General features: G+C 65.5%; 23 protein-coding genes. All 23 read right to left on the bottom strand.

Translation table 11 applies throughout. The features are described 5' to 3' along the window. Window positions 1-17: 17 nt before the first annotated feature. The 23 genes from GIB19_RS26395 to GIB19_RS26285 all read right to left on the bottom strand — a co-directional run bounded on the left by GIB19_RS26395 (window position 18) and on the right by GIB19_RS26285 (window position 24,415). Window positions 18-869 (bottom strand): CsgG/HfaB family protein, encoded by an 852-nt coding sequence (locus GIB19_RS26395; RefSeq protein WP_085272956.1) that lies wholly within the window; start codon window positions 867-869, stop codon window positions 18-20. A gap of 34 nt (window positions 870-903) precedes the next feature. Further along, the gene (locus GIB19_RS26390) at window positions 904-1,317 is read right to left on the bottom strand and encodes a curli assembly protein CsgF (protein WP_027593461.1); all 414 of its coding nucleotides are present in this window, start codon (window positions 1,315-1,317) and stop codon (window positions 904-906) included. Continuing rightward, window positions 1,314-1,715, bottom strand: a complete 402-nt coding sequence (gene csgE, locus GIB19_RS26385; protein ID WP_085272957.1) for a curli production assembly/transport protein CsgE — start codon at window positions 1,713-1,715, stop codon at window positions 1,314-1,316. Before csgE ends, GIB19_RS26390 begins: the two co-directional genes overlap by 4 nt. Continuing rightward, window positions 1,712-2,239, bottom strand: a complete 528-nt coding sequence (locus GIB19_RS26380) for a type II secretion system protein (protein ID WP_085272958.1) — start codon at window positions 2,237-2,239, stop codon at window positions 1,712-1,714. Before GIB19_RS26380 ends, csgE begins: the two co-directional genes overlap by 4 nt. Next, window positions 2,214-2,588, bottom strand: a complete 375-nt coding sequence (locus GIB19_RS26375) for a type II secretion system protein (RefSeq protein WP_085272959.1) — start codon at window positions 2,586-2,588, stop codon at window positions 2,214-2,216. The genes GIB19_RS26380 and GIB19_RS26375 overlap by 26 nt, the downstream gene beginning before the upstream one ends. A gap of 5 nt (window positions 2,589-2,593) precedes the next feature. Next, on the bottom strand, window positions 2,594-3,067 hold the full coding sequence (locus GIB19_RS26370) for a type II secretion system protein (protein WP_033694024.1): 474 nt from the start codon (window positions 3,065-3,067) through the stop codon (window positions 2,594-2,596). After that, window positions 3,064-4,929, bottom strand: a complete 1,866-nt coding sequence (locus tag GIB19_RS26365; protein WP_027593466.1) for a secretin N-terminal domain-containing protein — start codon at window positions 4,927-4,929, stop codon at window positions 3,064-3,066. The genes GIB19_RS26370 and GIB19_RS26365 overlap by 4 nt, the downstream gene beginning before the upstream one ends. Continuing rightward, the gene (locus GIB19_RS26360) at window positions 4,926-5,435 is read right to left on the bottom strand and encodes a hypothetical protein (protein WP_274888617.1); all 510 of its coding nucleotides are present in this window, start codon (window positions 5,433-5,435) and stop codon (window positions 4,926-4,928) included. The genes GIB19_RS26365 and GIB19_RS26360 overlap by 4 nt, the downstream gene beginning before the upstream one ends. Further along, the gene (gene pilO / locus GIB19_RS26355) at window positions 5,435-5,998 is read right to left on the bottom strand and encodes a type 4a pilus biogenesis protein PilO (RefSeq protein WP_027593468.1); all 564 of its coding nucleotides are present in this window, start codon (window positions 5,996-5,998) and stop codon (window positions 5,435-5,437) included. The genes GIB19_RS26360 and pilO overlap by 1 nt, the downstream gene beginning before the upstream one ends. Further along, window positions 5,985-6,527: a pilus assembly protein gene (locus GIB19_RS26350; RefSeq protein ID WP_099429181.1), complete on the bottom strand. Its 543-nt coding sequence runs from the start codon at window positions 6,525-6,527 to the stop codon at window positions 5,985-5,987. The genes pilO and GIB19_RS26350 overlap by 14 nt, the downstream gene beginning before the upstream one ends. A gap of 1 nt (window position 6,528) precedes the next feature. Further along, entirely contained in the window at window positions 6,529-7,323 is a 795-nt protein-coding gene (locus GIB19_RS26345) for a hypothetical protein (RefSeq protein WP_027593470.1), read from the bottom strand. Beyond that, the gene (locus tag GIB19_RS26340; protein ID WP_099429180.1) at window positions 7,304-8,974 is read right to left on the bottom strand and encodes a GspE/PulE family protein; all 1,671 of its coding nucleotides are present in this window, start codon (window positions 8,972-8,974) and stop codon (window positions 7,304-7,306) included. The genes GIB19_RS26345 and GIB19_RS26340 overlap by 20 nt, the downstream gene beginning before the upstream one ends. A 61-nt stretch (window positions 8,975-9,035) precedes the next feature. Continuing rightward, window positions 9,036-9,569: a response regulator gene (locus tag GIB19_RS26335; RefSeq protein WP_172960411.1), complete on the bottom strand. Its 534-nt coding sequence runs from the start codon at window positions 9,567-9,569 to the stop codon at window positions 9,036-9,038. Window positions 9,570-9,817: 248 nt separating this feature from the next. Then, window positions 9,818-10,459, bottom strand: a complete 642-nt coding sequence (locus tag GIB19_RS26330; RefSeq protein WP_274888615.1) for a SurA N-terminal domain-containing protein — start codon at window positions 10,457-10,459, stop codon at window positions 9,818-9,820. A gap of 12 nt (window positions 10,460-10,471) precedes the next feature. Then, window positions 10,472-12,043, bottom strand: coding sequence for an ABC transporter substrate-binding protein (locus tag GIB19_RS26325; RefSeq protein ID WP_274888614.1), 1,572 nt, complete (start codon window positions 12,041-12,043; stop codon window positions 10,472-10,474). An 88-nt stretch (window positions 12,044-12,131) separates the two neighbouring features. After that, window positions 12,132-12,797, bottom strand: coding sequence for an SCO family protein (locus tag GIB19_RS26320; protein WP_027593475.1), 666 nt, complete (start codon window positions 12,795-12,797; stop codon window positions 12,132-12,134). Next, complete coding sequence (locus GIB19_RS26315) at window positions 12,794-13,486, bottom strand: SCO family protein (RefSeq protein ID WP_050580734.1); 693 nt, start codon at window positions 13,484-13,486, stop codon at window positions 12,794-12,796. The genes GIB19_RS26320 and GIB19_RS26315 overlap by 4 nt, the downstream gene beginning before the upstream one ends. Next, window positions 13,483-15,474, bottom strand: a complete 1,992-nt coding sequence (locus tag GIB19_RS26310; protein WP_027593476.1) for a cytochrome D1 domain-containing protein — start codon at window positions 15,472-15,474, stop codon at window positions 13,483-13,485. The genes GIB19_RS26315 and GIB19_RS26310 overlap by 4 nt, the downstream gene beginning before the upstream one ends. Window positions 15,475-15,492: 18 nt before the next feature. Beyond that, window positions 15,493-21,360 (bottom strand): manganese-oxidizing multicopper oxidase MnxG, encoded by a 5,868-nt coding sequence (gene mnxG, locus GIB19_RS26305; RefSeq protein WP_274888611.1) that lies wholly within the window; start codon window positions 21,358-21,360, stop codon window positions 15,493-15,495. Between the two features lie 271 nt (window positions 21,361-21,631). Next, complete coding sequence (gene madM, locus GIB19_RS26300; protein WP_027593478.1) at window positions 21,632-22,396, bottom strand: malonate transporter subunit MadM; 765 nt, start codon at window positions 22,394-22,396, stop codon at window positions 21,632-21,634. A 2-nt stretch (window positions 22,397-22,398) separates the two neighbouring features. Next, window positions 22,399-22,821, bottom strand: a complete 423-nt coding sequence (madL, locus tag GIB19_RS26295) for a malonate transporter subunit MadL (protein ID WP_027593479.1) — start codon at window positions 22,819-22,821, stop codon at window positions 22,399-22,401. Between the two features lie 62 nt (window positions 22,822-22,883). Next, window positions 22,884-23,804: a malonate decarboxylase subunit epsilon gene (gene mdcH / locus GIB19_RS26290; RefSeq protein ID WP_274888610.1), complete on the bottom strand. Its 921-nt coding sequence runs from the start codon at window positions 23,802-23,804 to the stop codon at window positions 22,884-22,886. Beyond that, the gene (locus GIB19_RS26285) at window positions 23,801-24,415 is read right to left on the bottom strand and encodes a malonate decarboxylase holo-ACP synthase (RefSeq protein ID WP_274888609.1); all 615 of its coding nucleotides are present in this window, start codon (window positions 24,413-24,415) and stop codon (window positions 23,801-23,803) included. Before GIB19_RS26285 ends, mdcH begins: the two co-directional genes overlap by 4 nt.

Raw genomic sequence — 24,415 nt, 5'->3', positions numbered from 1 at the left:
GAGGCCCTCAAGGTCAATCACGGCTGCTGATACTGACTCAGGTACTTGTCCACCGTCGCCTTGCCATCCCCCGCCTCCCCCGCCACCTGCCACAACCGCCGCTCGATCCCCTGCGCCAGCAAATGCCCCACCGCAGCCTCGATCGCCGACAGCACGCACAGCTGCGCCGGCTCATTGGTGGTATACCCCACCTCCGCCTCCAGCAACTTCTTGAACTCGATGAACTTGAACACCCCGGCACTGCGCCCAACCGAGTAGATGGTCTTGCTGGTCATGACGTTGGCCAGCACCTGCCCGGTGCGCACATCGACTGCGCGCAGGTTCACGGTCACCTGGTCGACGCGGTACTCGCGGGAGATGTCTATGCCTAAGTAACGCGCCCCTTCCCCGCCACTGCGCACGTTGGTGTCATAGGCGATGATGCCGCCTTCGAGCATCAGGTTGGCGGCCTGCAGCGGCGGCAGTTCACCCATGATGTTCTCTGCAACATCCGGCTTCTTCTGCGAGGCGCGGATGATCTTGCGTTCGGTCAACAGGTTCTGCAGGCCTTCACGCTCCAGCACCACGAACCAGCCACTGGCGCTCAGGGCGTCCATCAGCATGCTCGCCGCGCCTTGGGTGACGCTGGTCGAGAACGAACTGGCCGGGGTGGGTTTGTACTGCCCGGTCTGGTCGCGGAAGCCATACACCACCGCCATCAGCCGGCCTTTAGGGCGTGGCATGTTGATCAGGTCGTAATAGGTCGAGGCGCGCGGGGTCAGGGTCGGGGTTTCCGAGTCCTGTTCGGCCGACATGGGTTCGCGCAGGCTGCAACCACTTTGCAGGCCAAGGGCGGTGAGGATTAGCAGCGTGCTCAGCAGACGTTTCATGGTGTTCTCTCCCCAACATAAATGCCTTTCCCTCTCAGGGGTTCAGGCCGCTGACCTCAATGATCGAAATTTCTCCTGTGGCGCGGTCGGTGACCTTGATGCTCAGCGCCCCTGAATCGTCGATAACGTCGATCAGGAAGGCATCGGTGGCCATGCTTCCGGTGCTGCCATTGCTGATGTTGTCCAGCAGCTGCGACAACATCCGCGACTCCAGCTGATTGCTGAAGCGCTCCAGGGCCGAGGTGCCCGAGAAGGCAGACGCGCGGTCCTTGAGGTCGGGGTCGTCGTAGTCGTTCTGCGCCTGAGCGTTGTTCAGCAACCAGGTGCCGTTGAGCGGGTTGCCGCCGAAGGCCGGGTTGACCGGGGTGTACACCAGCTCGGTGGCCTGGGCAGCACAGGCGCTGGCCAGCAGGCAGGCGGCGATGCAACGGGGAATGCGGGTTTTCATAGCTCGTCCCTCTCCAGATCGGTGGTGTCCTGCAGCAGGCGTTGCAACTTGCGTTGGATGATCTGCTGCTTGACCAGGTCGGCGGCCGCGACGGCCTCTTCTTTGAGTTCCGTGGTGTTGGGTGGCAGGAAGCGGCGGTACATCACGTCGCGCTCGAACTCCACGGTGATCAGGCTGCCCCAGCGGGCATCCGGGCGTTCGCGCACTACCAGGTTGAAGTCCAGGCGGCTGGTGGCACGCAGGCGGTCGGCGAAGTAGTAGTAAAAATCGTGGCCGATGTGCGAGATGGTGTTGTCGACGATAAAGCCCATCATCTCGTCCTCTTCAGCCGCCTTCAGCGCGCTGCTCAGCGAGCTCGCCAGCAACAGGCTCAGGCACAGTGCAGCCAGGCGGTTCATGGCGTGTCTCCCGGGCCGGCATGGGGCTGGGCACCGTTGGGGCTGTCGGCGAACGCCTGCTCGGCGACGAACTGCCAGTCGCTGTAGTGCTCCAGCCCTTCGAAGCCCGACCACTCGGCGGCAAAGCCACTGCGTTTGAACGGGGTGGCGTCCGAGCGGCTGTGCACGCCGGTGATGCGGCCGTCGATCGAGCGCAGCAGGCCCCAGTCGTCGCTGTTGCTGATCGGGTCCGGGTAGAGCCTGCGGATGTGCCGCTTGGCCTCGGGGAAGCGGTTGTCCTGCAACAGGTCGGCCAGGTCCTGGGGGTACTGGGCCAGCCCCGGCGATGCGCGGTAGTAACTGCGCAGGGCTTGGGCGTACTGGCTGCCGACCCACAGCAACTGGCGCTCGTGGTCGCGCTGGGCGGCACTCGACCAGACCGTCCCGGTGGCGGCCAGGGCCACGCTGCTGACCGCGATCAGCAGCAGCACGCCCAAGTAGGTGAAGCCGGCACAGGCCTTACCATTCAGCATAGAGGCTGCCATCACGCGCCCTCCCTGTAGCGCCGCTTTTGATGTCGGCCACGCCACCGGCCACACCTTCTGGCGGTGGCACCAGTTGCCAGGCATCGCTGCGTTCGGTGATCGGGTCCACTGGGGTGTTGCGCAGGTAGCGCAGCTCGACCAGTTGCTCAAGCGAATCGGGGTAGTGCCCGGTGTCGCCGTAGAAGTGGTCCAGCGACTCGCGCAGCACTGCCAGGCTCTGGCGCAGGGTGGCCTCGCGGGAGCTCTCCAGGCTGTTGAAGTAGCGCGGCATGGCGATGGTCATCAGCGTGGCGATAATCGCCATCACCACCAGCAGTTCGATCAGGGTGAAGCCTCGGCTGCGTTTCATGGCCGTCACCATTGCCCGTAGGGAATATTGTTGAGGCCTTTGCCACGGGCCTTGGAATACACGTCGAAGACGTCTTCGCCTTCCCGTGGGCTGTCGGGGCTGCTGTCGTAGGCACGCAGGCCCCAGGCACCCTCATCGTCCTCCTTGGCCGCCAGCAGCGGGTCGTGGGGGATGCGCCGCAGGAAGTAGAACTTGGCCCCCTTGGCACTGCGCACATCACGCACCCCGTCGACCAGCACCTGCAGGTTGGGCGGGTAGCCGCTGGCATCCAGGCGTTTTTCGATGTAGCCGGCGTCAAAGGCGCGCTTGTAGGCATCGATTGCATCGCGGATCTGGTACAGCGCCTCGCGCAGTTGCTGCTCCTTGCCGCGGCGCACCACGGTTTCGGTCAGCGGCGCGGCCATGCTGGCGAGCAGCCCGAGCAGTGCCAGGGTCAGCACCACCTCGATCAGGCTGAAGCCTTGCATGCGGCGTTTCATGGCCGCGGGCTCCCGTTGGCAGGCACCACGGCCATCTGGCTTTCCACTACCGGCGTGTCACCGGACGGCGTATTGCCCGGTACATCGGTTGGCGGCAGCGGCGCCATCTGGCGGACTTGCAGGCTCGACTCGGTGCCGGTGGCAAACTCCATGTCCGACGGGCTCTGGTACGGCAGGTTGCGCACGATGCGCGGGGTGATCGCCAGCACCAGTTCGGACTTGCTCATGTCGTCCTTGTTGCTGCCGAACAGCCGGCCCAGGCCGGGGATGTCGCCCAGGCCGGGAATCTTGTTGCCGCTGGCGTTGTGGTCGTTACGCACCAGCCCGGCCAGTACCTGGGTTTCGCCGTCGTGCAGGCGCAGGCTGGTCTGGGCGTTGCGGGTATCGACCTGAACCGGAATGGTGCCCTGGCGCGTGGCCTCCAGTGGGGTGGCGTTGCTGACCTCCAGTGCAATCTTGATCGCCACTTCGTTGTTCAGGTGAACGGTAGGCTGCACTTCAAGCTTCAGGCCCACGTCCAGGTAGGTGACGCTTTCGGTAATCACTGGGCCCTGGGTCGACGGCACCGAGGTGGCGCTGATGATCGGCACCCGCTGGCCGATGTGGATACGTGCCTGCTCACGGTTGCTGACGCGGATCACCGGGCTTGCCAGGGTGTTGATGTCCTTGTCCTGGGCGTTGATCTTGGCTTGTGGGGCCGGCGAGATACTGATGCGGCTGGAGTCGATGCCGCGCAACTGGTCCAGCACGCTGACTGGTTTGCCGTCGGAGGTCAGCACGCCGAAGGTGTTGGGCCATTGCAGGCCGAGGTCGAGGATGCGCGAGGTGGCCACCTCCATAACCTCCACTTCCAGTACCACTTCAGGGTTGGACTGGTCCTGGGACTGCAACAGCTTCTCGGCCATGCGCACTGCGTCGGGGCTGTCGCGCATGGTCAAGGTGTTGAGGCGCTCGTCGACGAACACATCGCGGGTCTTGAGCATGGTCTTGACCATGTTCAGCGCGGTGTTGGCGTCGATGCTGGTCAGGTAGAAGGTGCGCATGACCAGTTCCTGGTAGTCCTTGGCCTTTTGCGGCGAGTCGGGGTAGATCATCAGGGTGTTGTCGTTGACGATCTTCTGGCGCAACTGGTTCTGCTCCAGCAGCAGGGCCACGGCGTCCTCGATGCGGACGTCGCGGACGAAGATGGTGGCCTTCATGTCCGGGCGCAGGTCTTTGTCGAAGATGAAGTTGATGCCAGCGACCTGGGACAGCACTTCGAAGATGGTCTTCAGGTTGGCATCACGAAATTCCAGGGTGACCGGGCGCTCCAGCTTGCTACGCAGCTGCGGGAAGGGCTGCGCGGTGCGTGCCTGGACGTTCTCGATGTCGCTGCGCAGGGTCATGCCCTTCTGGTTCTGCGGGTCCAGGCGCAGCACTTCGCGCATGTAGCGCTCGGCACCGAACAGGTCGCCCTGGCGCAGGGCCGCCTGGCCGAGGGCGACACGTTCGTCGAGGGTGCGGATCAGCTCCAGTTGACGGATGCCTTCCTGGGCGCGGCGGTTGTTGGGCTCGATGCTCAGCACCCGGCCGTAGCCCATGCGCGCACCGGCAAAGTCGTGGCGGATACGGTCGCTGTCGGCCTGGCTCAACAGTGCCTCGACTGCCGCCTGGCGGCCATGGGCCAGGGCGATGTTCAGTTCGGTGTCGCGCGGGTCTTCACGCAGGGCCTCTTCCAGGCGCGCGATGCCGGCTTCGTACTGCCCCTCCTTCATCAGTTCTGCGCTGTCTTCGCGTACCGCACTGGAGCCGCAGCCGGCAATGGCCACGCACAGCGCCAACAGCAGGAACGGAGCAGGCTTGCACAGCTTCGATGACTTCATGGTGCGCTCCCAACAGACAAGGTCTGCGACTGATGCAAAGGCAGGTAGACCAGGCTCAGCTCGTTGGCCGAGACCCGGTCGAGGCGGTAGGTGTCTTCGATGACGTCGCCCTGGCGCACGACGTAGAGTTTTTCGCCGCTCTGCAGAAACACCTGCAGGTCGTCGCGATCGCCCAGGCGGCCGACGAACTGGAAGGGCAACGCCGGTGCCGTGGGTGCGGCAACCACCACGGGTGTGGCGATGATCGGTTGTTCGGTGACGGTGGCCAGGGTCTTGGGTTTGGTCCAGCGCTGGCTCGGGAACAGGTCGGTGGAGGCCTGTTCTGGCCTATTCGCGGGCAAGCCCGCTCCCACCGGTTCCATGGCCCCCCCCGAACCTGTGGGAGCCGGCTTGCCGGCGATTGGGGCGTCCTCGACTTGCTGGCCAAACCAATGCCCAGGCGCCCACGCCAGCGCGGCAGAAAGCCCAAAAAACCCGAGCCAGACCAACCCACGTTGAGTATTCATCACGACCTCGACAGGTAGAGGGTCATGCGCAGGCGGGCGTTGAGCTCGCTGTCGCCGATGCGTTTGCGTTGCAGCTCAAGGTCTTCCAGCACCAAGGTCGGCAGCTGGCCAAGCAGGCCCTTGAGGAAGCCACGGATCTGCGGGTAACTGCCGCGGACCGGCAGCACGATCTGGTAGCGCGCCAACTGGGTTTTCGGGTCGATGCCCAGGGCGTACTCGCCGCGTGCCAGGCTGATGTGCTCGGCACTGGCCAGGTGATACAGCCGCTCGATCAGTTCGCTGGCCTGCGGCTGACCGGGCAGTTGTTGACGCAGGGTGTCGAGGGCCTGCTGCTCGGGCTTGACCGCGATTTTCAGCTCACCGCGCTGCACCCGCCCCACTTGCACACTGGCGTCTGCCTCGCTGGCCCGCAGTTCGCGCACGCTTTGCCATTGCGGCAATACGCCGGCCACTGCCACGCCGACGACCAGCAGGCCAACGGCAACGGCGGCCAGGCCCACCGGGCCGATACGGCGCAGGTGCTCCTGAATGATCAGGCTGCTAAGCGGTTCAGGGGCGCGCATGGCCGGTCTCCCAGGTGGCGGTCAGGGTGAAACGCACCGGGTGCTCCGGCTGGCTCACCATCACCTCGTGATTGAGCAACGAAACATCGCTGAGCTCTGCACTGGCCTCCAGGCGCTGGTGGTACTGCAGCATCGCCTCCAGGTTGCGCGCCTCGGCGGCAATGCGGACCTGGCCCTTGCGGGCGTCCGGGGTCAGGCCAAGCAGCGCCACATCGTCCTGCGGCAGTGCTTCGAGCATGGCGAACAGTTGCTGCCAGGGCCGTTGCAGCTGCTGCGAGACATTGCGCATCTGCGCCAGGCGCTCGGCCTGCTCGCGGCTGGCTGCACTGCTTTGCGGCGCAGCGGTGGCTGGGCGCCGGCCCAGTTGCAGCTCCAGGCTGTGCAGGCGGCCTTCGAGGTCGACTTGCTCGCCCTGCAGGTGGTGTTGCAGCAGCACCAGTGCGGCCACCCCTGCACAGCCCAGGGCCAGCAGCGACCAAGCCAAGGCGCCATTGCGGCGGGGCTGGAATTCCAGGTCGAGGCGGCGCATGTCAGGCCACCGCCCGCCACATGGCGCACAGGGGGTCGGCTTCGCTGGCCGGCTGGCACAGCTGCACCGCTGCCAGTTGCGGCACGTCGCCGCGGCCAGGCGCATGCAGGTAGACCCGTGGCAGATGCTCGCCGTACAGCTCGCAGGTACGCTCAATCAACGCTTGCAGGGCCTGGTCGGTATCGGCACAGCCTTGCGCCAGCACCTGCTGCCAGGCACCGCCAGCAGCCAGCAACAGCACGCTGCGGCGCGGCTCGGCGAGGACGAACAGGAAGTCGCCTTGTGCCAGCTGCGCCGAACAACGGTTGTAGGCCGCCATCAGGTACGGCTGCACCGAGCGCAGGCTCAGGCGGCTTTCCCGGCCCAGCGCCTGCAGCCGTTGCAGCAAGGCCTCGGGCAATGCCGTGGCAATGCGTGCGGCACCTGCCGGCTCCGGCGAGAGGACGATGCGCCAATCACCCAGCGACTGGCCGTAGAGGTTCTCGAAGCAGGCCCGCGCATAAGCATCCAGCTCGCGTGGATGGCCAATGGCATCGCTCCACGGTACCAGGCAGAAGCGGCTGTAGCGGGCCGACAGCAACACCCGCAATTGGGCGCCGCGTACGGCGTGCTCGGCCAGCAGTGCGCCCAGCGCCTCGACGGCAGCTTCCCAGGCCGGTTGGGCGGCGTCGCAGCTGAATTCGCGGCTGCCCAGCCACTGGTGCTGATTGCCTTTCCAGCAACCCAGGCCAACACCCTCGGCGCCGAGCACGGCACAGTATTTATGAGCAGCACGATCACGCAATGAATGTGACACGGTTGATCTCCTCAAGGGTGGTGCGGCCGTCACGGACCAGGTCCAGGGCCGAGGCCCGCAGCAAGCGCAGGCCGCGCTGGCAGGCGAGTGTCTTGATCTGCGACAGGGGGCGGCGTTCGACGATCATCTGCCGCAGGTCATCGTCCAGGTGCAGCAGCTCGGCGATGGCGCTGCGGCCGCGATACCCGCTGCCACGGCACTGGCCACAGCCCTGGGCGCGGACGAACGTCCAGCCAGCGACGGCGGCGCGGGTCAGGCCCGAGGCTAGCAGCGTTTCATCGTCCACTTCGCAGGCGCTGGCGCAGTGCGGGCAGGCCAGGCGAATAAGGCGCTGAGCCAGGATGGCGTTGAGCGCCGAGACGAAGCTGTAGGGGTCGACCTGCATCTGGCTGAAGCGGCCGATCACATCGAAGACGTTGTTGGCGTGGATGGTGGTGAACACCAGGTGCCCGGTCAGGGCCGACTGCACGGCGATCTGTGCTGTGTCCGGGTCGCGGATCTCGCCGACCAGGATCTTGTCCGGGTCGTGGCGCAGGATCGAGCGCAGGCCGCGGGCAAAGGTCAGGCCCTTCTTCTCGTTGACTGGGATCTGCAACACGCCGGGCAGTTGATATTCGACCGGGTCTTCGATGGTGATGATCTTGTCAACGCCGTGGTTGATCTCGCTGATCATGGCGTACAGGGTGGTGGTCTTGCCGCTGCCGGTGGGGCCGGTGACCAGGATCATGCCATAGGGTTCGGCGGCCAGCCGGCGCAAGGCACGCAGGGTTTCGTCGGCAAAGCCCAGGGCCTGCAACTGCACGCCGCTCACCTTGTCGGACAGGTCCTGTTTGTCGAGCACCCGCAGCACGGCGTCTTCGCCAAAGATGCTGGGCATGATCGAGACCCGGAAGTCGATCTGCCGCTCACCCACGGCGACCTTGAAACGGCCGTCCTGGGGCACGCGTTTCTCGCCGATGTCGAGCTCGGCCATGACCTTGATGCGCGAGATCACCTGGTCGGCGAAGGCGCTGCCGCTGGCCTTGCCGGCACCGTTGAGCACACCGTCGATACGGTACTTGATGGTCAGGCCCTGGCCGGTCATGCCCAGGTGAATGTCGCTGGCGTGCAGTTTGAGGGCGTCGTATAGGGTCGAGTTGACCAGCTTGACCACGCGGCTCTGGTCTTCGCTGATGCTGGTCAGCGACAGGCGTTGCAGCGGGTCGCTTTCGCTGCTGGCTTCACTGTCGTGGTCAAGCGCATCGACCGCGTGGAAGCTTTCTTCATGGCGGGCCAGAAACGTCGCCAGCTCGGCGGCGTGCGCCAGGTACAGCGGCGCGCCTTGCAGCACATCGTCGATCCAGGCCAGGCGCGCAGGGTCGAAGGGGTCGGCGAACACACCCAGCAGTTCGCCGCCCTGCTCGATCAGCACGAACTCGCGTTTCAGGCACTGGGCCAGGCTGACCTTGTCAAAGCGGGGGGTGCTGGCCAGCAGCGCCTGGCTGTGCAGCACGGGGTAATGCAGGGTGATGCCGAGGCGGCGGGTGAAGGTGTCCGGGGTGTCGTTGGCCAGGCGCTCCAGGCAATTGAGCAGGCGTTCGTCACTGGCTTGCAGACGGGCCTGGGCCAGCAGCTCGCGTGTAAAACCGACAATCTCGAGTACTTCGGGCATGGCCTGCGACTCCGCTCAGGGGGCGCGTCGCAGGCTGGCTCAGCCAGGGCAGCGGGCGCCGCTATTCCCCTGTGAGCAGTTGTTCGTCATCCGGACCTGGGGGCTTGGCGCCATTACGGCGGCGGTCAGCCAGTACCCAGCTACCATCGTACAACTGCAGGGGGAACGATTCGTTCCTGGTCTGGCGTCGTTCGACGAACCCTTCTGCCGGGTTGTCCGTGGCCCTGCGCCGGCGCTCGATGCCCATCAGGTCGAGGATCGCGCGCGCCAGTTCCGCTAACGGGAACGGTTTGAACAGGACATGGGTCACGCCAAGTTCGGCGGCTCGCTCACGGACCTCGGCGGTCGGGTGGGCGGTGATCAGCACGAAGTGGCACTGCCTGTTCTTGCGCACGGTCTCCAGTACCTGAAAACCCTCCATATCGGGCAAGCGGTAATCCAGCACGATCACTTGCGGTGCCAGGCGTTCAGCCTGCTCGATACCACTGGCACCGTCGTGGGCAACATGAACTTCCAGGCCTTGCGCCTGCAAATACGCCTGCAGGTTCTGCGCAAGAGTCTGTTCGTCATCGACTACCAATACTCTGTTCACCAAGGTCGACTCCCAAATACTGCCCGGTTTCCCGGTCTGCGAAGTGCGGCCTTGGTAAGGCTTGAGCAGGCTTCGTGCCAGGCGTGAATAGTCATGCTGCACCACTGTAAGTCGTTGATCTGGCAAGGGTGCCCGAAAACACCCCAGGCGCAGCGAGCAGGCGAACTCGCCCGGTTCCCCACATCCGGGGGACCTGATGGCACTTTGCCAAGTCGTTATTCCCCAGCTTTGGGGAAACGCCATCGGGGCCTTCAGTCGGCGATTTCCACTTTAGCGGATTCGCGCAAACGTTGGCGCACAGCTTGCCGCGCTTGCACCTGCAATTGCCCGATGAGCGAGGCCCTGGCCAAGACCAGGCCCTGTTCACGTATGACAGAAGGGTTATCACTTTGGTTCTGCGCTCCTTGCAGTCTTTGTCGATTGGCCATGTAGAAGGCCTCCACCTCGGCCTGGCTAGGCGCGTCGACCGCGCTGAGCTGGGCATACACCCGCTGGGCAGCCAGCTCGCGGCGGGTGTAATCAGCGTACTCTGCCCTATCGAAGCCTGCCTGCGCCAGACGCCGTTCAAACACTGTCGGGCTGCCAAACGCCGCCTCCACTTCACCAACCTGGGCAGACACCTGTTCATCACTGATGCCGATGCCCTGGCGTTGGGCCTCCTGCCACAGCAGCTCCTTGTCGATCAGCTCGTCCAAGGCCTGGTCGCGCAGGCGCTTGTACAGGGTCGGGTTGCGGATGCTGGCCACCGCGCGGCCCTGGGCTTCGAGGTATTCCGTGAAGTAGCGCTCAAGGCGCATCACATTGATCTCGACACCGTTCACCCGCGCGGCCGGCACATCGGCCCAACTCGCCTTGGCGACCAGCAGCAACAGGCACAGCAATAGGGTACGCATGGCAACCTCCGCTCAAGGGGTGTCCGGCACTGGCCGGTACGGGGTGACCGAGGTGAAGCGCGGCCCGGGCAAGGCCACCGCCACCACGTGGGCACCGGCCATGCCCTGCCGGCGACCGGGGCCGAAGCCCAGCGCTGGCGTGAGGCCGGTAGTGACGTCGTGCAGGCCCTCCAGGGCCGTGATCAGTTGCTCGCGGCTGGCATCTCGGCCGATCTGTTTAAGGGCCTCTGTCAGCAAGCGCAGGGCGCACAGGGTGTTGACCTGCAAGGACGCCTGACGCGGGTCCAGGCCCTGGCGTTGTTGCAGGCCGGCGAGGGTCGCCAGGCCTTGCTCGGTCCAGTCTTCGGGCACGAATGGGTAGGCAAGGTAGACGCGTTGCGACCACTGCGCAGGTAAGTTCGCCACGGCCCCGACCACCTGGCTGGACGCTGCAAACAGGTATGGCTGGCGGCCTGCCGCCTGCAACGCGGCAGCCAATTCGGCAAAGGCCTGGGCGCGGCCAACGAAGACGATGCCCTGGCCGTCCACCGCCTGGCCATCGAAGGGCTGCAGGGCGCCGGGGGCCCAGCCTTGCTGCACAAGCTGTTCACGCACCTGCTCGGCCAGCGGCGCTTGCTCGTCACCGGCATACACCACACGCAAGCCATCTGGGGCGAGGCCCAACGCGTCACGGGCGTGGCCGGCCAGGCTCAGCAGTTGCGCAGGCAAGCCCGGCAGCGGGTCGAAGATTTGCGCACTGCCGCCACTGCGCGGGGTGCTGCCGATCAGCGGCACGTTCTGCTGCGCCAACACCGCGGTCAGTCGCTGATCGAGCATAGGTGCCAGCGGGGTAATCAGGCTGAACACCTGCTCCTTGTCCAGCAATTGGCGAAGGGCCTGCTCGGCGCTGTCGGCGTCGCTGCCTGGGTCGAGCACCACCAGTTCCAGGCGCCGCCCGTGCACACCGCCTTGCTGGTTGAGTTGCGCCAGGCCGTCTTCCAGTACTGCGCGCACCACGTGCCCTGCTTCGGCCAGCGGCCCGGAGCCCGGCAGCAAGGTGCCCAGGCGCAGCACGCCCTCCTCCACGCCCGGGTCGCGCTCATCGGCCAGGCGTTTGAGGTAGGCGGTGAGGTTGCGCTGGTCGGCCAGGGTCAAATCGAAACGCGGCATGGCGGCGTCCAGGCGATTGCCGGCAGGGTCCACCCCCTGCTGGATCGCCCTGGCCAGGCTGGCGTCGGTGTAACGCGGGTAACTGCGGCCATTGGTCTGCCGCTCGCCCTGGCCCAGGGCCAGGCGTTGCCAGTCGAGGCTCGGCGGGCGAACACCGCCTTCGGCGCGGCCGCGGCCGTCGGCGCCGTGGCAGCTTGCACAGGGTAAGACGCTGGCAGGGACGCTCATGTCGCTGGAGCCGACGCGTGCCAGCAATTGTGCGTCGCTGCTCGACTGGCCTTCGCGGTACAGGCGTTTGCCCGCTTGTTCGTGCTCGGTGAGGTCGAGGGCGAAGGTGGAGCCGCACAGAGTGAGCCCTAGCACGCATACCAGGCTTTTGTAGGAGCGGCCTTGCGTCGCGAAAGGGCTGCGCAGCAGCCCCAGCAGTCTCTGCATCGACACCGAAATCTGGGGCCGCTGCGCAGCCCTTTCGCGACGCAAGGCCGCTCCTACAACGGCATTGGCCAGCGCAAGGTTCATGATGTCACCGCCCCGCCAGCGGTTGGGCCAGCAGCTGCATGCGCTGCGCGATCGCCATTGGGGGCGCATCGGGGCGGATCTTGCTCCAGCGCTTGCCTGCCACGTCACCGGCAATCAGCTGCGTGGAATGCTGTTCGGGGCTGGGCAGGAACTGGCCGATGCGGCCCAGAACCAGGTCGACACTGGCCTTGTCGCCAGTCAGGAACAGCCAGTTGGGGCCGTCCACGCCCTGCTTCTCGGCAAAGGCCTTGAGCGCCGCCGGGGTGTCGTTGAGCGGGTCGCTGCTGATCGAGACGAACGTCACCTGCCCGGCCAACGCCGGCCCCATGGCCTCGCGTACCTCCCGCAGCTTGCGGGTGATCAACGGGCAGGCGTCGGTGCAGTGGGTGAAGATGACGTTAAGCATCACCACCTTGTCCTTGAGCACATCGCTGTAGAAGCGCAGGTCGCGGCCATTCTGGTCCTTGAGCACGGTGTCGGTGAACCAGGTCTGGGCATCGCGGGTGCCGCCGCCGCTGGTCATCGCCTGGGGCGCTGCCTGTGGCTCGGGCGCCTGCTGGGCATGGCCTTCGTGGGCCAATGCGACCGAGGCAAGAATCCACAGGCAACCGCCCAGTACCAGCCAGTCGAGACCGCGCATACCGGCGCGGCGTGAGATCAGATGGCTCATGGTTGCACCTCGTTATGGTCGCCGGTGTGGTCGGCATGGTGTTCGGCGATGGCCGTGCTCTTGGCATGCACCCGGCGTGCGCTGAGGCGGTTGATTTCCGCGACCAGTACCGCCGGGTCGGTGAAGCCGTAGTAGCGGGTCCAGTGGCCGCTGCGGCCATCGCCCACCAGAATCAGCGGCGGGTGCTGGCTGAGGTCGGCACTGAAGCTACCCAGGCCTTTGAGGGTTTCGGTGATGGCGTACGACGTACCGGTCAGCCAGCTCCAACCCGGCCCTTTCTGGAAGGCCTTGGCGTAGCTCTGCAAGCGCTTGGAATCATCGCGCTGGGGGTCGACGCTGATCGACACCAGGTGGATTTCCTCGCCCACACGGCCGCCCAACTGCTGCTGGACCTTGCCCATGATCGACGACACCACCGGGCACACCGTGGTGCAACTGGTGTAGATGAAACCCATCACCACCAGGTGATCGCCGACCAGGTCCTTCTCCAGGCGCACAGGCATCCCGTCCTGGTCCAGCAGCGAGACATCGGCAAAGCGCACACTGGCTTTCTCCTGTCGCGCGGCGGGCGGTTGCTCGGCATGGCCGCTGTGGTCATGCCCGGCATGGGCCAGGGCCAGGTTGCTGGACAACAACAGGGGCAGCGCCAGGCTCAGGCCCAGCCGTGTAAAAGCATGCTTGGCGTTCATCGCACACTCCTGGTTTGCATCTGGGAAGCGTCCTCTTGGGACGCCGTGGAGGCCGAGGCCGGCAGGACACGCAGGCTGGTGTAATTCTCTTCGGCAAACTTGCGGCCCAGCGACGGTGACTGCACATGCAGGTACCAGGCGCCGGCTTCGGGCAGGGTCAAGGCCGCTTGGTAGACGCCCTCGCCCACTTCTTCGAGGCGCAGGTTGCGCGGCATCGACGACGGCGCCAGGAAGTAGCGCAGGCTCAGGTCGTTCAGGCCCAGGCGCGGTTCACCGTCGTCGCCGACGATGCGCACCCGTGCGGTGAAGGCGCTGTGCTGCGGCAAAGGCTGCTCTAGGCCAAGGAACTCGGCATGCGCGCCTTTGTGCTTGCGGGCATTCGGCGCCTCGCCCACATCGGTGCTGAAGCAGTGGATGATTTGCGGCTGGTTGAGCAGGAAGGCCACGTCGAACTTGCCGGCCGCCGGCAGCTTCACCGTCGAGCCGTACACCCCTGGGGCCACCTCGCGCAGGCTGCGGTCGACGACGATGGCCGCGCGGGCCTGGTGGCCGCGGTTGTTGTAGCCCGACATCGGCGCGTTCATGCCCTCGGCGTAGAAGTAGGTGGTGTTGTCCACCGGGTTGACCACGAACACCGAGTTGTCGTCACGCGACACCGACAACCCTTGTGCCAGCGGCAGATCACCGGCTTGGCGCGGCGCGGCAGGGCCGGCGTCGAAGCCCTGGACGATCGGCGAACGCCCTTCCCCAAGGCTGCTCAGGTTGATCATGCTGACCTTGGGCGAGGCCAGGCCGCGGACGTAGGCATAGCCCTTGGTGAAGGTCAGTTGGTAGGGTTCGGCCGCCACCGGGATGCGGTGGATGAGCGTGTCGGTACTGGCATCGATCACCAAGGCTTGGTTCTCCAGGGTGTTGAGCACGATGCCGTAGCGCCCGTCGCTGCTAAAACGCATCGGGCCCAGGCCCTGTTCCGCCGTGACGGTGTGGCGCAGTTGATGGCTGCGGGCGTCGATGACCCGCACCGTGCCTTCTTGGCCGTCGACCACGTAAACCGCCTGGGACAGCGCCGAGTAGCTCACCGACAGCGGGTGCGGCCCCACCTCCAGGGTCTTGGCCAGGCGCATTTCAGGGATGTCGATGATGCTCAGGGTGCCGCTGTCGCGGTTGCTGACAAAGGCGTAGCGCGAGTCGCTGCTGAAGGCGATCTCGTGGTGCCCGGAGCCGGTGGCGAAGGACTTGAGGGTGCTGCGCCCGGGCACGTCGATCACCGTTACCCCGCCCTTGGCCGGGTCGCTGCTGTTGTTGCCCACCCACAGCCGATGCTGGTCCGGTTGCAGCGCCACCCGCGTCGGTTGGTCGCCGGCATCCAGGTCGGCCACGCGGGTGAAGGTCTCGGTATCGATCACCGACACCTTGCCGCGCTCCGGGATCGACACGAACACCTGCTTGTCGTCGCCGGTGGCCGCCCAGTCCATGGGCCTGCCTGGCAGTTCGATACGGGCCATGGTGCTGGTGACGCCCCCCACCGAAACCGTCGGGTCGATCACCGTCAGGCTGGCGTCCTTGTTCAGCATCAACAGGAAGTAGCTGTTGAGGTCGAGCAATGGCCGGGCACCAATGCTGCTTTTGAGAAACAGCGCCACGCGGGCCTTGCAGCTTTGGTCGCGGTCGCCGACCGGTGCCGACTGGGCCGGGTCGATCCAGGCCCCCGGCGCCATGCCCGACAGCGGCTGGCCGCTGGCCTGGTCGCTGACCTTGAAGCGCACGTTGGCGAAGGCGCCTTCGCGCAGCTCGCCCCCGGCCAGCGGCCGCGCCTCGAACTCCACGGTCACCCCGTCCCGGCTGAGCCGGTGCAGGGCCTGCGGGTCGGCAGGCTCCTGCAGCAGTTCGCGTGGGTCGCACCAGAGCTGCTCATACGCTACGCCCAGGCCGATCAGTGCCACTCCCAGCAATACCCCCAAGTAAGCAGGGCGAGTCTTCTTGTTCATGCTCGCACTCCCGTGTCGTTATTGTGGCGCAGCCGTTGCGGGCGGCGCTTCGTTGCTGACCCGCAAAATCCCCCACAGCCCCGAGAGGTTGCCGTAGGCGGCATAGTCGCGGAACAGGTAGTCCCCCGGCACCGCATTGGCACCACCCGCGCTGGGCAGCATGAAGCTGAAGTGCGCCGCTGGCAGTACGCTTTCCTGGGCACCAATGTAGATCGACATTGGGTTGAAACCGAAGCGCACCGAGCCGATGCCTGGCAGGTTCATCGGGTAACCATCGGCGTCGTTCTTCTCGGCCTGGTAGGCGTGCAGTGGCCACAGGTGCCCGTCCAGTTGGTAGGTGATACCGCGGCTGCCACCGCTGGGCATCAGCACATGGCTGCGTGCCGGCTGGCCAGGCTTGGCCCAGAGCACGGGCGTCTGCGGGTCGCCACCGACCAGGGCGTTGCTGTAGGCCATATGGGCGTTTGGCACATCGGCGAAGCCATTGCCGTCGGCGTGGCCGAACGGTGCGTCCGGCGCCATGCCGAAGCGCAACCACAGCGGTTCGGTTTTGTAGTTCATGGCCATGTTGCCGTTGTCCTTCGGATCGCCCGGCACGCCATTGCCTTCCGTGGCGATACCTTCCACGGGGCGGCCGTCTGCCCAGCGCATGTTCATCGAGCGCTGCCACACCGTGACGAAGTCGCGGTAGTCCGGCTGCCCGCTGACTTTTACCGTGGCCTGGGCACGGCTGGCGGTGTCCTCGGTGAAGGTGGCGGCTTGCGGCAGGATGCTCATGGCGCCCACCAGGCCTTTTTGCGGTTGCTTGATGAAGTCGGACGGGGTCAGGTTCAGGCCGCCGAATTCGATCGCCGTGGTGTTGATGTTGTCCACCGTGCGGCCCAGTTGCAGCACCGGCTTGCCTTCACGCTCCAGGTGCCCGGCGTAGTACTGGTACACCTTGCTCGGGTAGGCACCGCTGGTGCCGGCACGCGGCGGCACGGTCTGCACCGGGTTGAGGCCGACGTTGGCACCATCGGACTTGGTGATGTCGTAGGCCAGCAACTGCGCGTGCAGGCCAACATGGCTGGATGGCCGCATCAGGTTGTTGTTGAACGCCGTGGAGCCTTCGCTGCCGTTACGGTCACGCTTGACCACGTTCTGCATCACGGCCGTGCTTGGCAGATCTGGCATCACCAGCGGCAGGCGGTTTTCCAGGGTGATGCTGATGCAGTCGCCAGCGTTGGCGCGCAGCACCAGGGGCTCTACCGGCACGCCGGGTTTAAGCTTGCCGGTGGTCGCGTCCAGGTCTGCCTTGCGCACATACAGCACCGCGGTCGGGTCGTGCAGTGGTGCGCTGTGGCCGCCAACGGTGAAGGTGGTGCCGTCCTCCTCATCCACCACGGTCACCTGCGGGATGCTGGTCTTGCGGCTGTTGAACACCAGCGTGCCACCGCCAGGCTTGAGCGGCCCACCGACATGCTGGCCGACGCCGGCCGGGTCGGTGATGCTGACCCCGTGGCGGTTCTCAAGAATGTCGTTGGCCAGTGCGGCAACGATCTCGTAGCTGCGCTTGACCGTGGCGCGGGTACCAATGCCATTGGCGTTGGTGGTGGTTTTTGGGCAGATGCCGTCAAAGTTCACGGTGTTGCGCATGGCCACCGGCTGCGGGTTGTTCGACAGCGGGAACAGGTCCGGGCGCAAGGTGGTGTAGTTGCGCATGATGCCCCAGATACCGTTCCAGTAGCCTTCCAGTGCTGCGTCCAGCGAGTACAGGTAGTCGCCATTGGTGGCCGCAGAGCTGGAAATCATCGACACCGGCGCCATGAAGCCCAGCTGCTCGGAGATGCCGATCATCTGCGACGCCTTCCACCCCGAGTTGGAGCTGCTGCCGAAGCCCGAGCCATTCTGCAGCCACTTGACGCCGTGCAGCGTGACGTTGTGCTCCTCTTCATGGCCACCGGCATGCATGCGCAAGCGCACGTTGTCACCCGAGTAGGTGCGCAGCAGCGGCGTGAACGGGTCACCGGGCTCGCTACCGGCGGTGTTGATGTGCGGCGGGAACACCGTGGTGCCACCGGTTGGGCCGACCGCCGAAGTGATCGCCGAGGGCGCCATGTTCATCGCTGGGATGGCACGGTCGGTGCGGCTCTGCAAGGCATAGCTCAGGTCACCGCCCAGGCCATCGGCCTGCATGCCGCGCTTGCCGTCCGGGGCCACTTTGTTGGGGTCGAACACCCGCAGGGCCAGCGGTTCGTTACGGTAGTTGACGACGAACATGCCTGGGTCATCCACCGAAATGGCTTGTGGGCACGGCCGGCTTGGGCAGCCAGGGCTCAGGCCACCGCGCGACTCGACCACCGATTCGAGCAGCGACGAGGCTTTCTGCCGTACCGGTGGGTTGATGGCGTAGCGGAAGCTGTCGGCCGTGGCCGGGTACGACTGGCCATTGGGAATACCGTCCGGCCCTGCGCCCACGTACACGCCGGCTTCATAGGCATGCTGGAAGTCGCTGTACTCGAGGAAGAACTCACGGTAGCTGTCGTTTTTGCCGTCGCCATCGTGGTCACCGGTCTTGATCACTGCTTGCCACGAGGTTGGCCCACCGTCCTGGCGCGCAGCCGGGTTGTACAGCTGCTCGCCGGTTTCGGCGTGGTACCAGGTGGAGCCGGCAGGTTCGGCCAGTACCGTGGCGTACAGGCCCAGTTGCTGGTGGGTCGATGGGCCAAGGTGGTCGTGGGTGAAGATGGTGCCCAGGCCGCGGTCGACGTTGTGCACGTTGACCACAGGGTCGGCGAACCAACGCTGCATGGCGGTACGCGCGCCCAGCCAGTCGGCCCGGCCAAAGCGCCCGAAGTACGGGTGCTGCTTGGCGCTTGGGCAGGCGGCGGTGCCGTCTCGGCTATCGCCTTCGGTGCAACCGTTGTAGGCGCGAATGGCATGCACGCGCTCGACCACGCTGCCGGGCGAAAGAATGCCGTCCTCGTAGTTCCAGCCGTTGGCCGAACCGTCAGCCGCGGTGAGGTCCCACTTGGGCAGGTGGATGTGCTGGCCAATCACGTCGGTTGGGGTGCGCACCTGGTAGTCGTCCATCTCATAAATGGACGGGATCAGGTTGGTGTGCTGGTACATGGTGCAATCGAAGGTGTTCATGCGCATCACCAGCGGCTCGGGTGGGCGCTGCTTGGTGATCACTGGCCAGGCGTCTTCCCAGAGGGCAATGATGCGCGCCTGCGGGAAGTGGTAGCCCACTTTGTTGTAGACCGCATCGAACTGGATGTTGGCGCCTTTGTAGATGCGCGGGCGGTCGGCGGTGAAGGCAGACGCACCCCGGAAGCTCATGCCGGTCAGGCTTTCACCGCTGGCGAACTCGCCTATGCCCGAGGTCTGGGTAAGGCGCTTGCCGCGGTCGTCCATGCACGGCTCAAAGAACGGTGCCCCGGCCGTCGGCAAGGCGCCATTGGTGCGGAAGTTGCGCGCCACCGGCTGGCTGCCCGGCATCAGCGCATAGCTGGGGTGCTCAGCCTTGGCGTGAAACTTCATGGCCGCCTGTTCGACTTCGGTGCCCTCTTCCGGCAGGTAGATCGGCTTGGCTTTGTGCACCACCTTGGAGAAATCCAGCTTGGTGGTGGTGGTCAATGCTTCGCCACCTGCCGAGATGCCATCCAGCGCGTGCCGGCCGAGGCCACCATCCCAGCCATCGACCTGGTTGGGGTCCAGGTTGGCCCACAGGGCATTGCCGCTGTTTTTCAGTTGCTGGGCAAGCGCAGGGTCGAGCATGTCCAGCGGCGGGGTCGGTGGGCGCTGGCCGACGCTGCTTTCCATGCCACCGATCCAGAACGGGTAGCCTGGGTTTTTCAAGGTGCCGTCGGCGTTGCGGTTGGTTTCGCTACGGTCGACCAGGGCCAAGGAGCCGACAGCCTTGGGCGCAGCTGCCCCGTGGCCATGGTCATCGTCGCCCTCTTCTTCCTCTTCATCATCGTCCTGCTCATTTGCGGCCACCCACTGCTCTGCAAGCTTAGGCACCACGACCACCTTGCCCGGCATCGGCGCCATGGCTTTGCCCGGCAGCGGGACGATGGCGGGGATCGGCGTACCGGCAATGATTTCACCGTCCGGCAATGCCCGTGCGCCGACGGCTGGCTTGCCACTGCGCAGGGCAAACGGCGTGTTGTGGAAGCCGTTTGCATCCTGGCCACTGACCTCCAGCCGGGTACCTTCCTCGAACACGTCGTGCACCCGCCACATGGCCCACATGCCTTGGGCGAAGTGCGGGTAGAAATGGCAGTGATAGATGGCATCGCCCGCTACGCGGTTACGGTTGCCAGAGCCGCCGTTGGCGATCTCGTAGGTGTACCCGATGCCCGGGCCGATGCCTTGGGCGTCCACATAGTCAGAGTTGTCGTCGTTGGGGTTGAACAGCCACTGGTGGCCGTGCAAGTGGAAGATGTGCTGCTCATGACCATTGTGCGTATTACGGAACTTGGTGAAGTCGCCAATGTAGCTGTGGTGGACGTTGGCCGGCTCCGACGGGTACAGGGCCATGCTGGCCTTGACGCCCACGGCATTGGCCGGTGGGGTTTCGCCGGGGCGGATGTTCTCCAGGCCGACGTTGGCCGGCACGTCCACCAGCGTGCCGATATCGCCCACGGTGTGGGCGCTGAGGAAGAACTCCTCATAGGCGCACGACAGGCAGTCATGCATCGGGCCCACGCCCAGGCGGTTGGCCACCACCTCGGCGCCCATGCCGCCCGAGCCGTAGTTGATCATGAACGAATCGCGGGTCGGCTCCAGCACGTGGCCCATGATCGGGTCGGCCCAGTAGCCGGGGAAGGCCTGGGTGCCGGCCACTTCGTCGGCGAACTGCGAGGCGAAATCACGAAACGCATCCAGCCGGTTGGGCAGCGCCGGGTTGCGCTTGTTGACGCTCTCCAGTGGGTAGGTCGAACGGGGGAAGCTGCCGTCTGGGTTGGGGCCCATGACGATGGCATCGGTCTCGCTGTTGAGAATCTCGTTGCCATCGACCATGGCGATGATCGGCTTGCCGGCCTTGCCTTCGGTGATCCAGGGCTCGGCCTGCGGGTAACGGGCCTGGTAGTCGATGACAGGTTGGCCGGTGGGGGTGCGGCCGGTGGTGGCCAGGCGCATTTCTTCTTCGGTCAAGGTGTTGCGGAAGGTGCGCCCGCCTTTGGGCACCACCACCACCTGGCCGAACAAGCCGTTGGCGACGTTGCCGGCGCCGCCCTGGCCGCCGAAGGTCGCGCCTTGGCTGGTGGCGGCGAAGGCCCCTTCGCGTTCGGCATACAGCGTGTAACTGCGGGTGTTGCCCGGCGACACCAGGAAGTTGCCGTTGCGGCCGGTGTTGGCGGCGATGTCGCCAATGCTGTTGACGGCTTGCATGCCGTTGACCTGGAAACCTACGTGGCGGTCGCTGACTTGCTCATCCGCAACGAAGTGCTCACCGCCTTCATTCTCGAACTCGGTTTCCGGCCCTTCTTCTTCCTCACCTTCGGCCTCGTTTTCTTCGTGGTCGATACCGTGCTTGTTGGGGTTGGCCTGGTAGGCCAGCAGGTTGGTCAGGTTGACGGTGAGGCAGTCACCGGCAGCGACCCGCAAGACGATTGGCCGTGGGCGTTTGTCCGGGCGCAAGGTGACTTTGCCAGGCACTGCGGCTCCGCCTTTGCCAAGCGGGACCTGGTGCTCGTCCACGACATCTTCGCGCAGGGCGAACATCATGCCATTGGCGTTTTGCGCGCCAAGGCGGTTGAACATCAGCGGCTGGTCCAGTGCGACCACATTGGCAACCAGGGTGCGCTGGCACTGCACAGCTGCCTCGCTGGTCGCTTCCCAGCCGAGTAGGGCCAGGACAAGGGATGACAGGACGGGGCCTTTGAGCGGGGTCGACATGCTGCACCTCCGGAACACAGGGTCTCTGCGTGGAGGTTGAGCAAGGTATATGCCAGATGAGAATTGTTATATTTTTTGGTGAGTTACAGCGCTAACCGAAACAGATTGGGGAGGATTCCCCAGCGGTTTTCCCCGATTCGGGGGATGGAGTTGCAGGTAGGAGCAGCCTTGTGCTGCGAAGAGGCCGGTGACAACACCGTAGATAGTCGCCGCTAGTACGGGCCTCTTCGCAGCGCAAGGCTGCTCCTACACAGAGGGCGTGAGGGGTGGGTCAGCCCATCAAGCCGCGCACGCAGAAATACAGTATCGAAGGGCCCATCAAGCAGCCCAAGCCGGTATGGAAGGTAGCGGTCAGCGCGCCGTACGGCACCAGCCGCCGGTCCGTGGCCGCCAACCCTGCGGTCACCCCCGACACCGTCCCCGCCAAACCACCGAACACCATGGCCGAACGCGGGTTGTCCAAGGCCAGCAGGCGGGCCGACACCGGGGTGAACACCATCACCAGGATGGCCTTGATCAACCCGGTGGCTATCGACAAGGCCATCACGTCCGAGCTCGCACCCAGCGCCGCCCCAGTCACCGGCCCGACGATATAGGTCACCGCGCCCGCGCCAATGGTGGTCATGCTTACGGCATCGCGATAGCCGAAGGCATAGGCCACGGCCGCACCGACGATAAACGGCAGCACCGTGCCCAGCAGCAACGCAACGGCGCCAATCATCCCGGCCTTGCGCGCCTCGGTGGCCTGCACTTCGAAGGCCGTGGCGACGATGGCGAAGTCGCGCAGCATCGCCCCACCCATCAGGCCGATGCCAGAGAACAGTGCCATGTCCGCCAGGCCCTTTTGCCCGCCAGTCACGGTACCGCCAACCCAGGCCAGCACCAGCCCAATGACGATGGCAATCGCCGAGCCGTGCACCCGGCCGAACGTCAGGTATTTCGACATCAGTACCGACAACCACATGATCGCCCCGACAACCGCGAACGCGGTGATCAGGCCGTTGTGTTCCAAGGCATTGTCAATGATCGGCCACATGATCAGCGCCCTCCTGCAGGGGCAACCTGCACAGGGGTTTCGGGTGTGGGCTCCAGTGCGGGCAAGGGTTCACCGCGGTGGCTGCGGCTGATCAGCGCGATGGTCGCGCCACACACCAATACCGCGCCGACGGCCGCCAGCAGCGCCACCGGCCCGCCGTGCAGGGCCGTGACCACGTTCTGCTGGGCCGCCATGGCCACCACCACCGGAATGTACATCGCGCCCCAGAAGCCGACGCCGAACTCGCACTCCTTGCTCATACCGCCATGGCGGTGCATGTACAGCCGCGCACAGATCAGCAGGATCATGGCGATACCGACCCCGCCCACGTTGGATTTGACGCCCAGCAGCACGCCCAGGAAGTCGCCGACGATAACGCCGGCAAGCGTGCACACCGCCAGCAGAGCCACACCATAAATAATCATTGTTGTTGTCCTCAGGTGTTGTCGAAGTTGCTTGTTGTTGTCCTTCGCGTTGCACAGCACGGTCATCGGTTGCCGGCCACCTCCTGACGCATTAAGGCGTCGACGCTGTCCAGCCGAGTGGACTCGATGGCTACCACGCGGCCATTGGCGAACACCTGGCGGGCCAGGCCGCTGAGCACACTGCCCGGTGGTATTTCCAGGTGCAGGCGCACCCCGCGTTCATAGGCGTTGCGCAACGTGGCACGCCAATCCACCACCCGCGCCATGTTGCCGGCCAAGTCGTCGCGCAAGCGTTGCGGGTCGTGGATCGGCCGTGCACTGCTGCCGCTCAGGTAGGTGATGATGGGCCTTCGCAGTTCGACCGCAGCAAAGGCCTGGGCCAGTTCCGCAGCCGGGGCGTCGAGCAGTGGGCAATGGGACGGCACGCTGACCGCCAGGCGCCGCGCGACGCCCTGGCCCAGGCTGCGCGCGCGTTGGGCCACCGCAGCCATGGCCGCCTCACTGCCGGCAATGACGATCTGGTTTTCGCTGTTGAGGTTGGCGATGTAGACCTCACCGCCCGCCTCCACCAGCAAGCGCTCGACACTGGCCAGGTCCAGGCCACTCAGCGCGGTCATGCCATACCCCTGCGGATAGGCGCGCTGCATCAACTCACCGCGCAGGGCAACCAGGCGCACGGCATCGGCGAACGCCAGCGCACCGGCCGTGACAGCGGCGGGATACGCCCCTATCGACAGCCCTGCCACATAGTCGGGGGCGGGACTTTGCTGCAGCAGTCGGCGCGCCCAGGCCACCCCGGTCAGCAACAGGCACAGCTGCACGGCCCGGGTGCTCTGCAATGCCTGCTGGCTGTCCAGGCCCAACACCTGATGACCCAGCGTATCGCTAGCCTCCTCCAGCAGTGGGCCGGCCCCCTCAGGCAAGCGGTGCAACATGCCTACCTGCTGGGCACCCTGGCCGGGGAACGCGAACAAGCTGCTCATGCCGCACACGCCCAGGCTGCCCAGGGGTCGACCACCAAGCGCGCGCCATGGGGCGACTTGAGCAGTACGCGCCGGGCAACACCGGCCCACTCACGCAGGGCGACGGCACCTGCCGGTGTTTCCAATTGCACATCGATACGGCATGGCGCGCAGTCCAGTATGTCCAGCAGTTCCCGCGCTTTTGCGCGAGCCAGGGGGTGCGGCGTGCGCACGACCACGTCCAGGTCACTGGCCAGGTGCAGCACGCCAGTCTCAGTGGCGAGTTGGTACCCCACCCCACCTGTCGGCCCCCAGGCCAGCCCGGTGGTATCGAGTACCGGGGCCACCGAGGCCAACGCCTGCAATGCTGGCCACGGGCTCGGTGCTTTCCAGCGCAGGGCCTCAGGGCTTTGCAGGCGTTGGATATCGGCCAGGCGCATCTGTGTGCCCAGCCGCTGATCCCGGCTCAGGCCGCGCAGGCCCACCGCCACCCAGCCGTCAGCGCAGGCGGCGCGGCGCACCACCACAGGCTGACCGCTTGCCACCACCTGATGCGCCCACTGCGGGGCATCTTCAGGCAGCGCGCAAAGGGGCAACCCCCACAGCAGGTCGTGCGCGCGTGGGCTATTCAT

Source organism: Pseudomonas sp. ITEM 17296 (assembly GCF_028895205.1).
Taxonomy (GTDB): Bacteria; Pseudomonadota; Gammaproteobacteria; order Pseudomonadales; family Pseudomonadaceae; genus Aquipseudomonas; species Aquipseudomonas kermanshahensis.
This window is presented reverse-complemented; position numbering and strand designations above follow the sequence as displayed.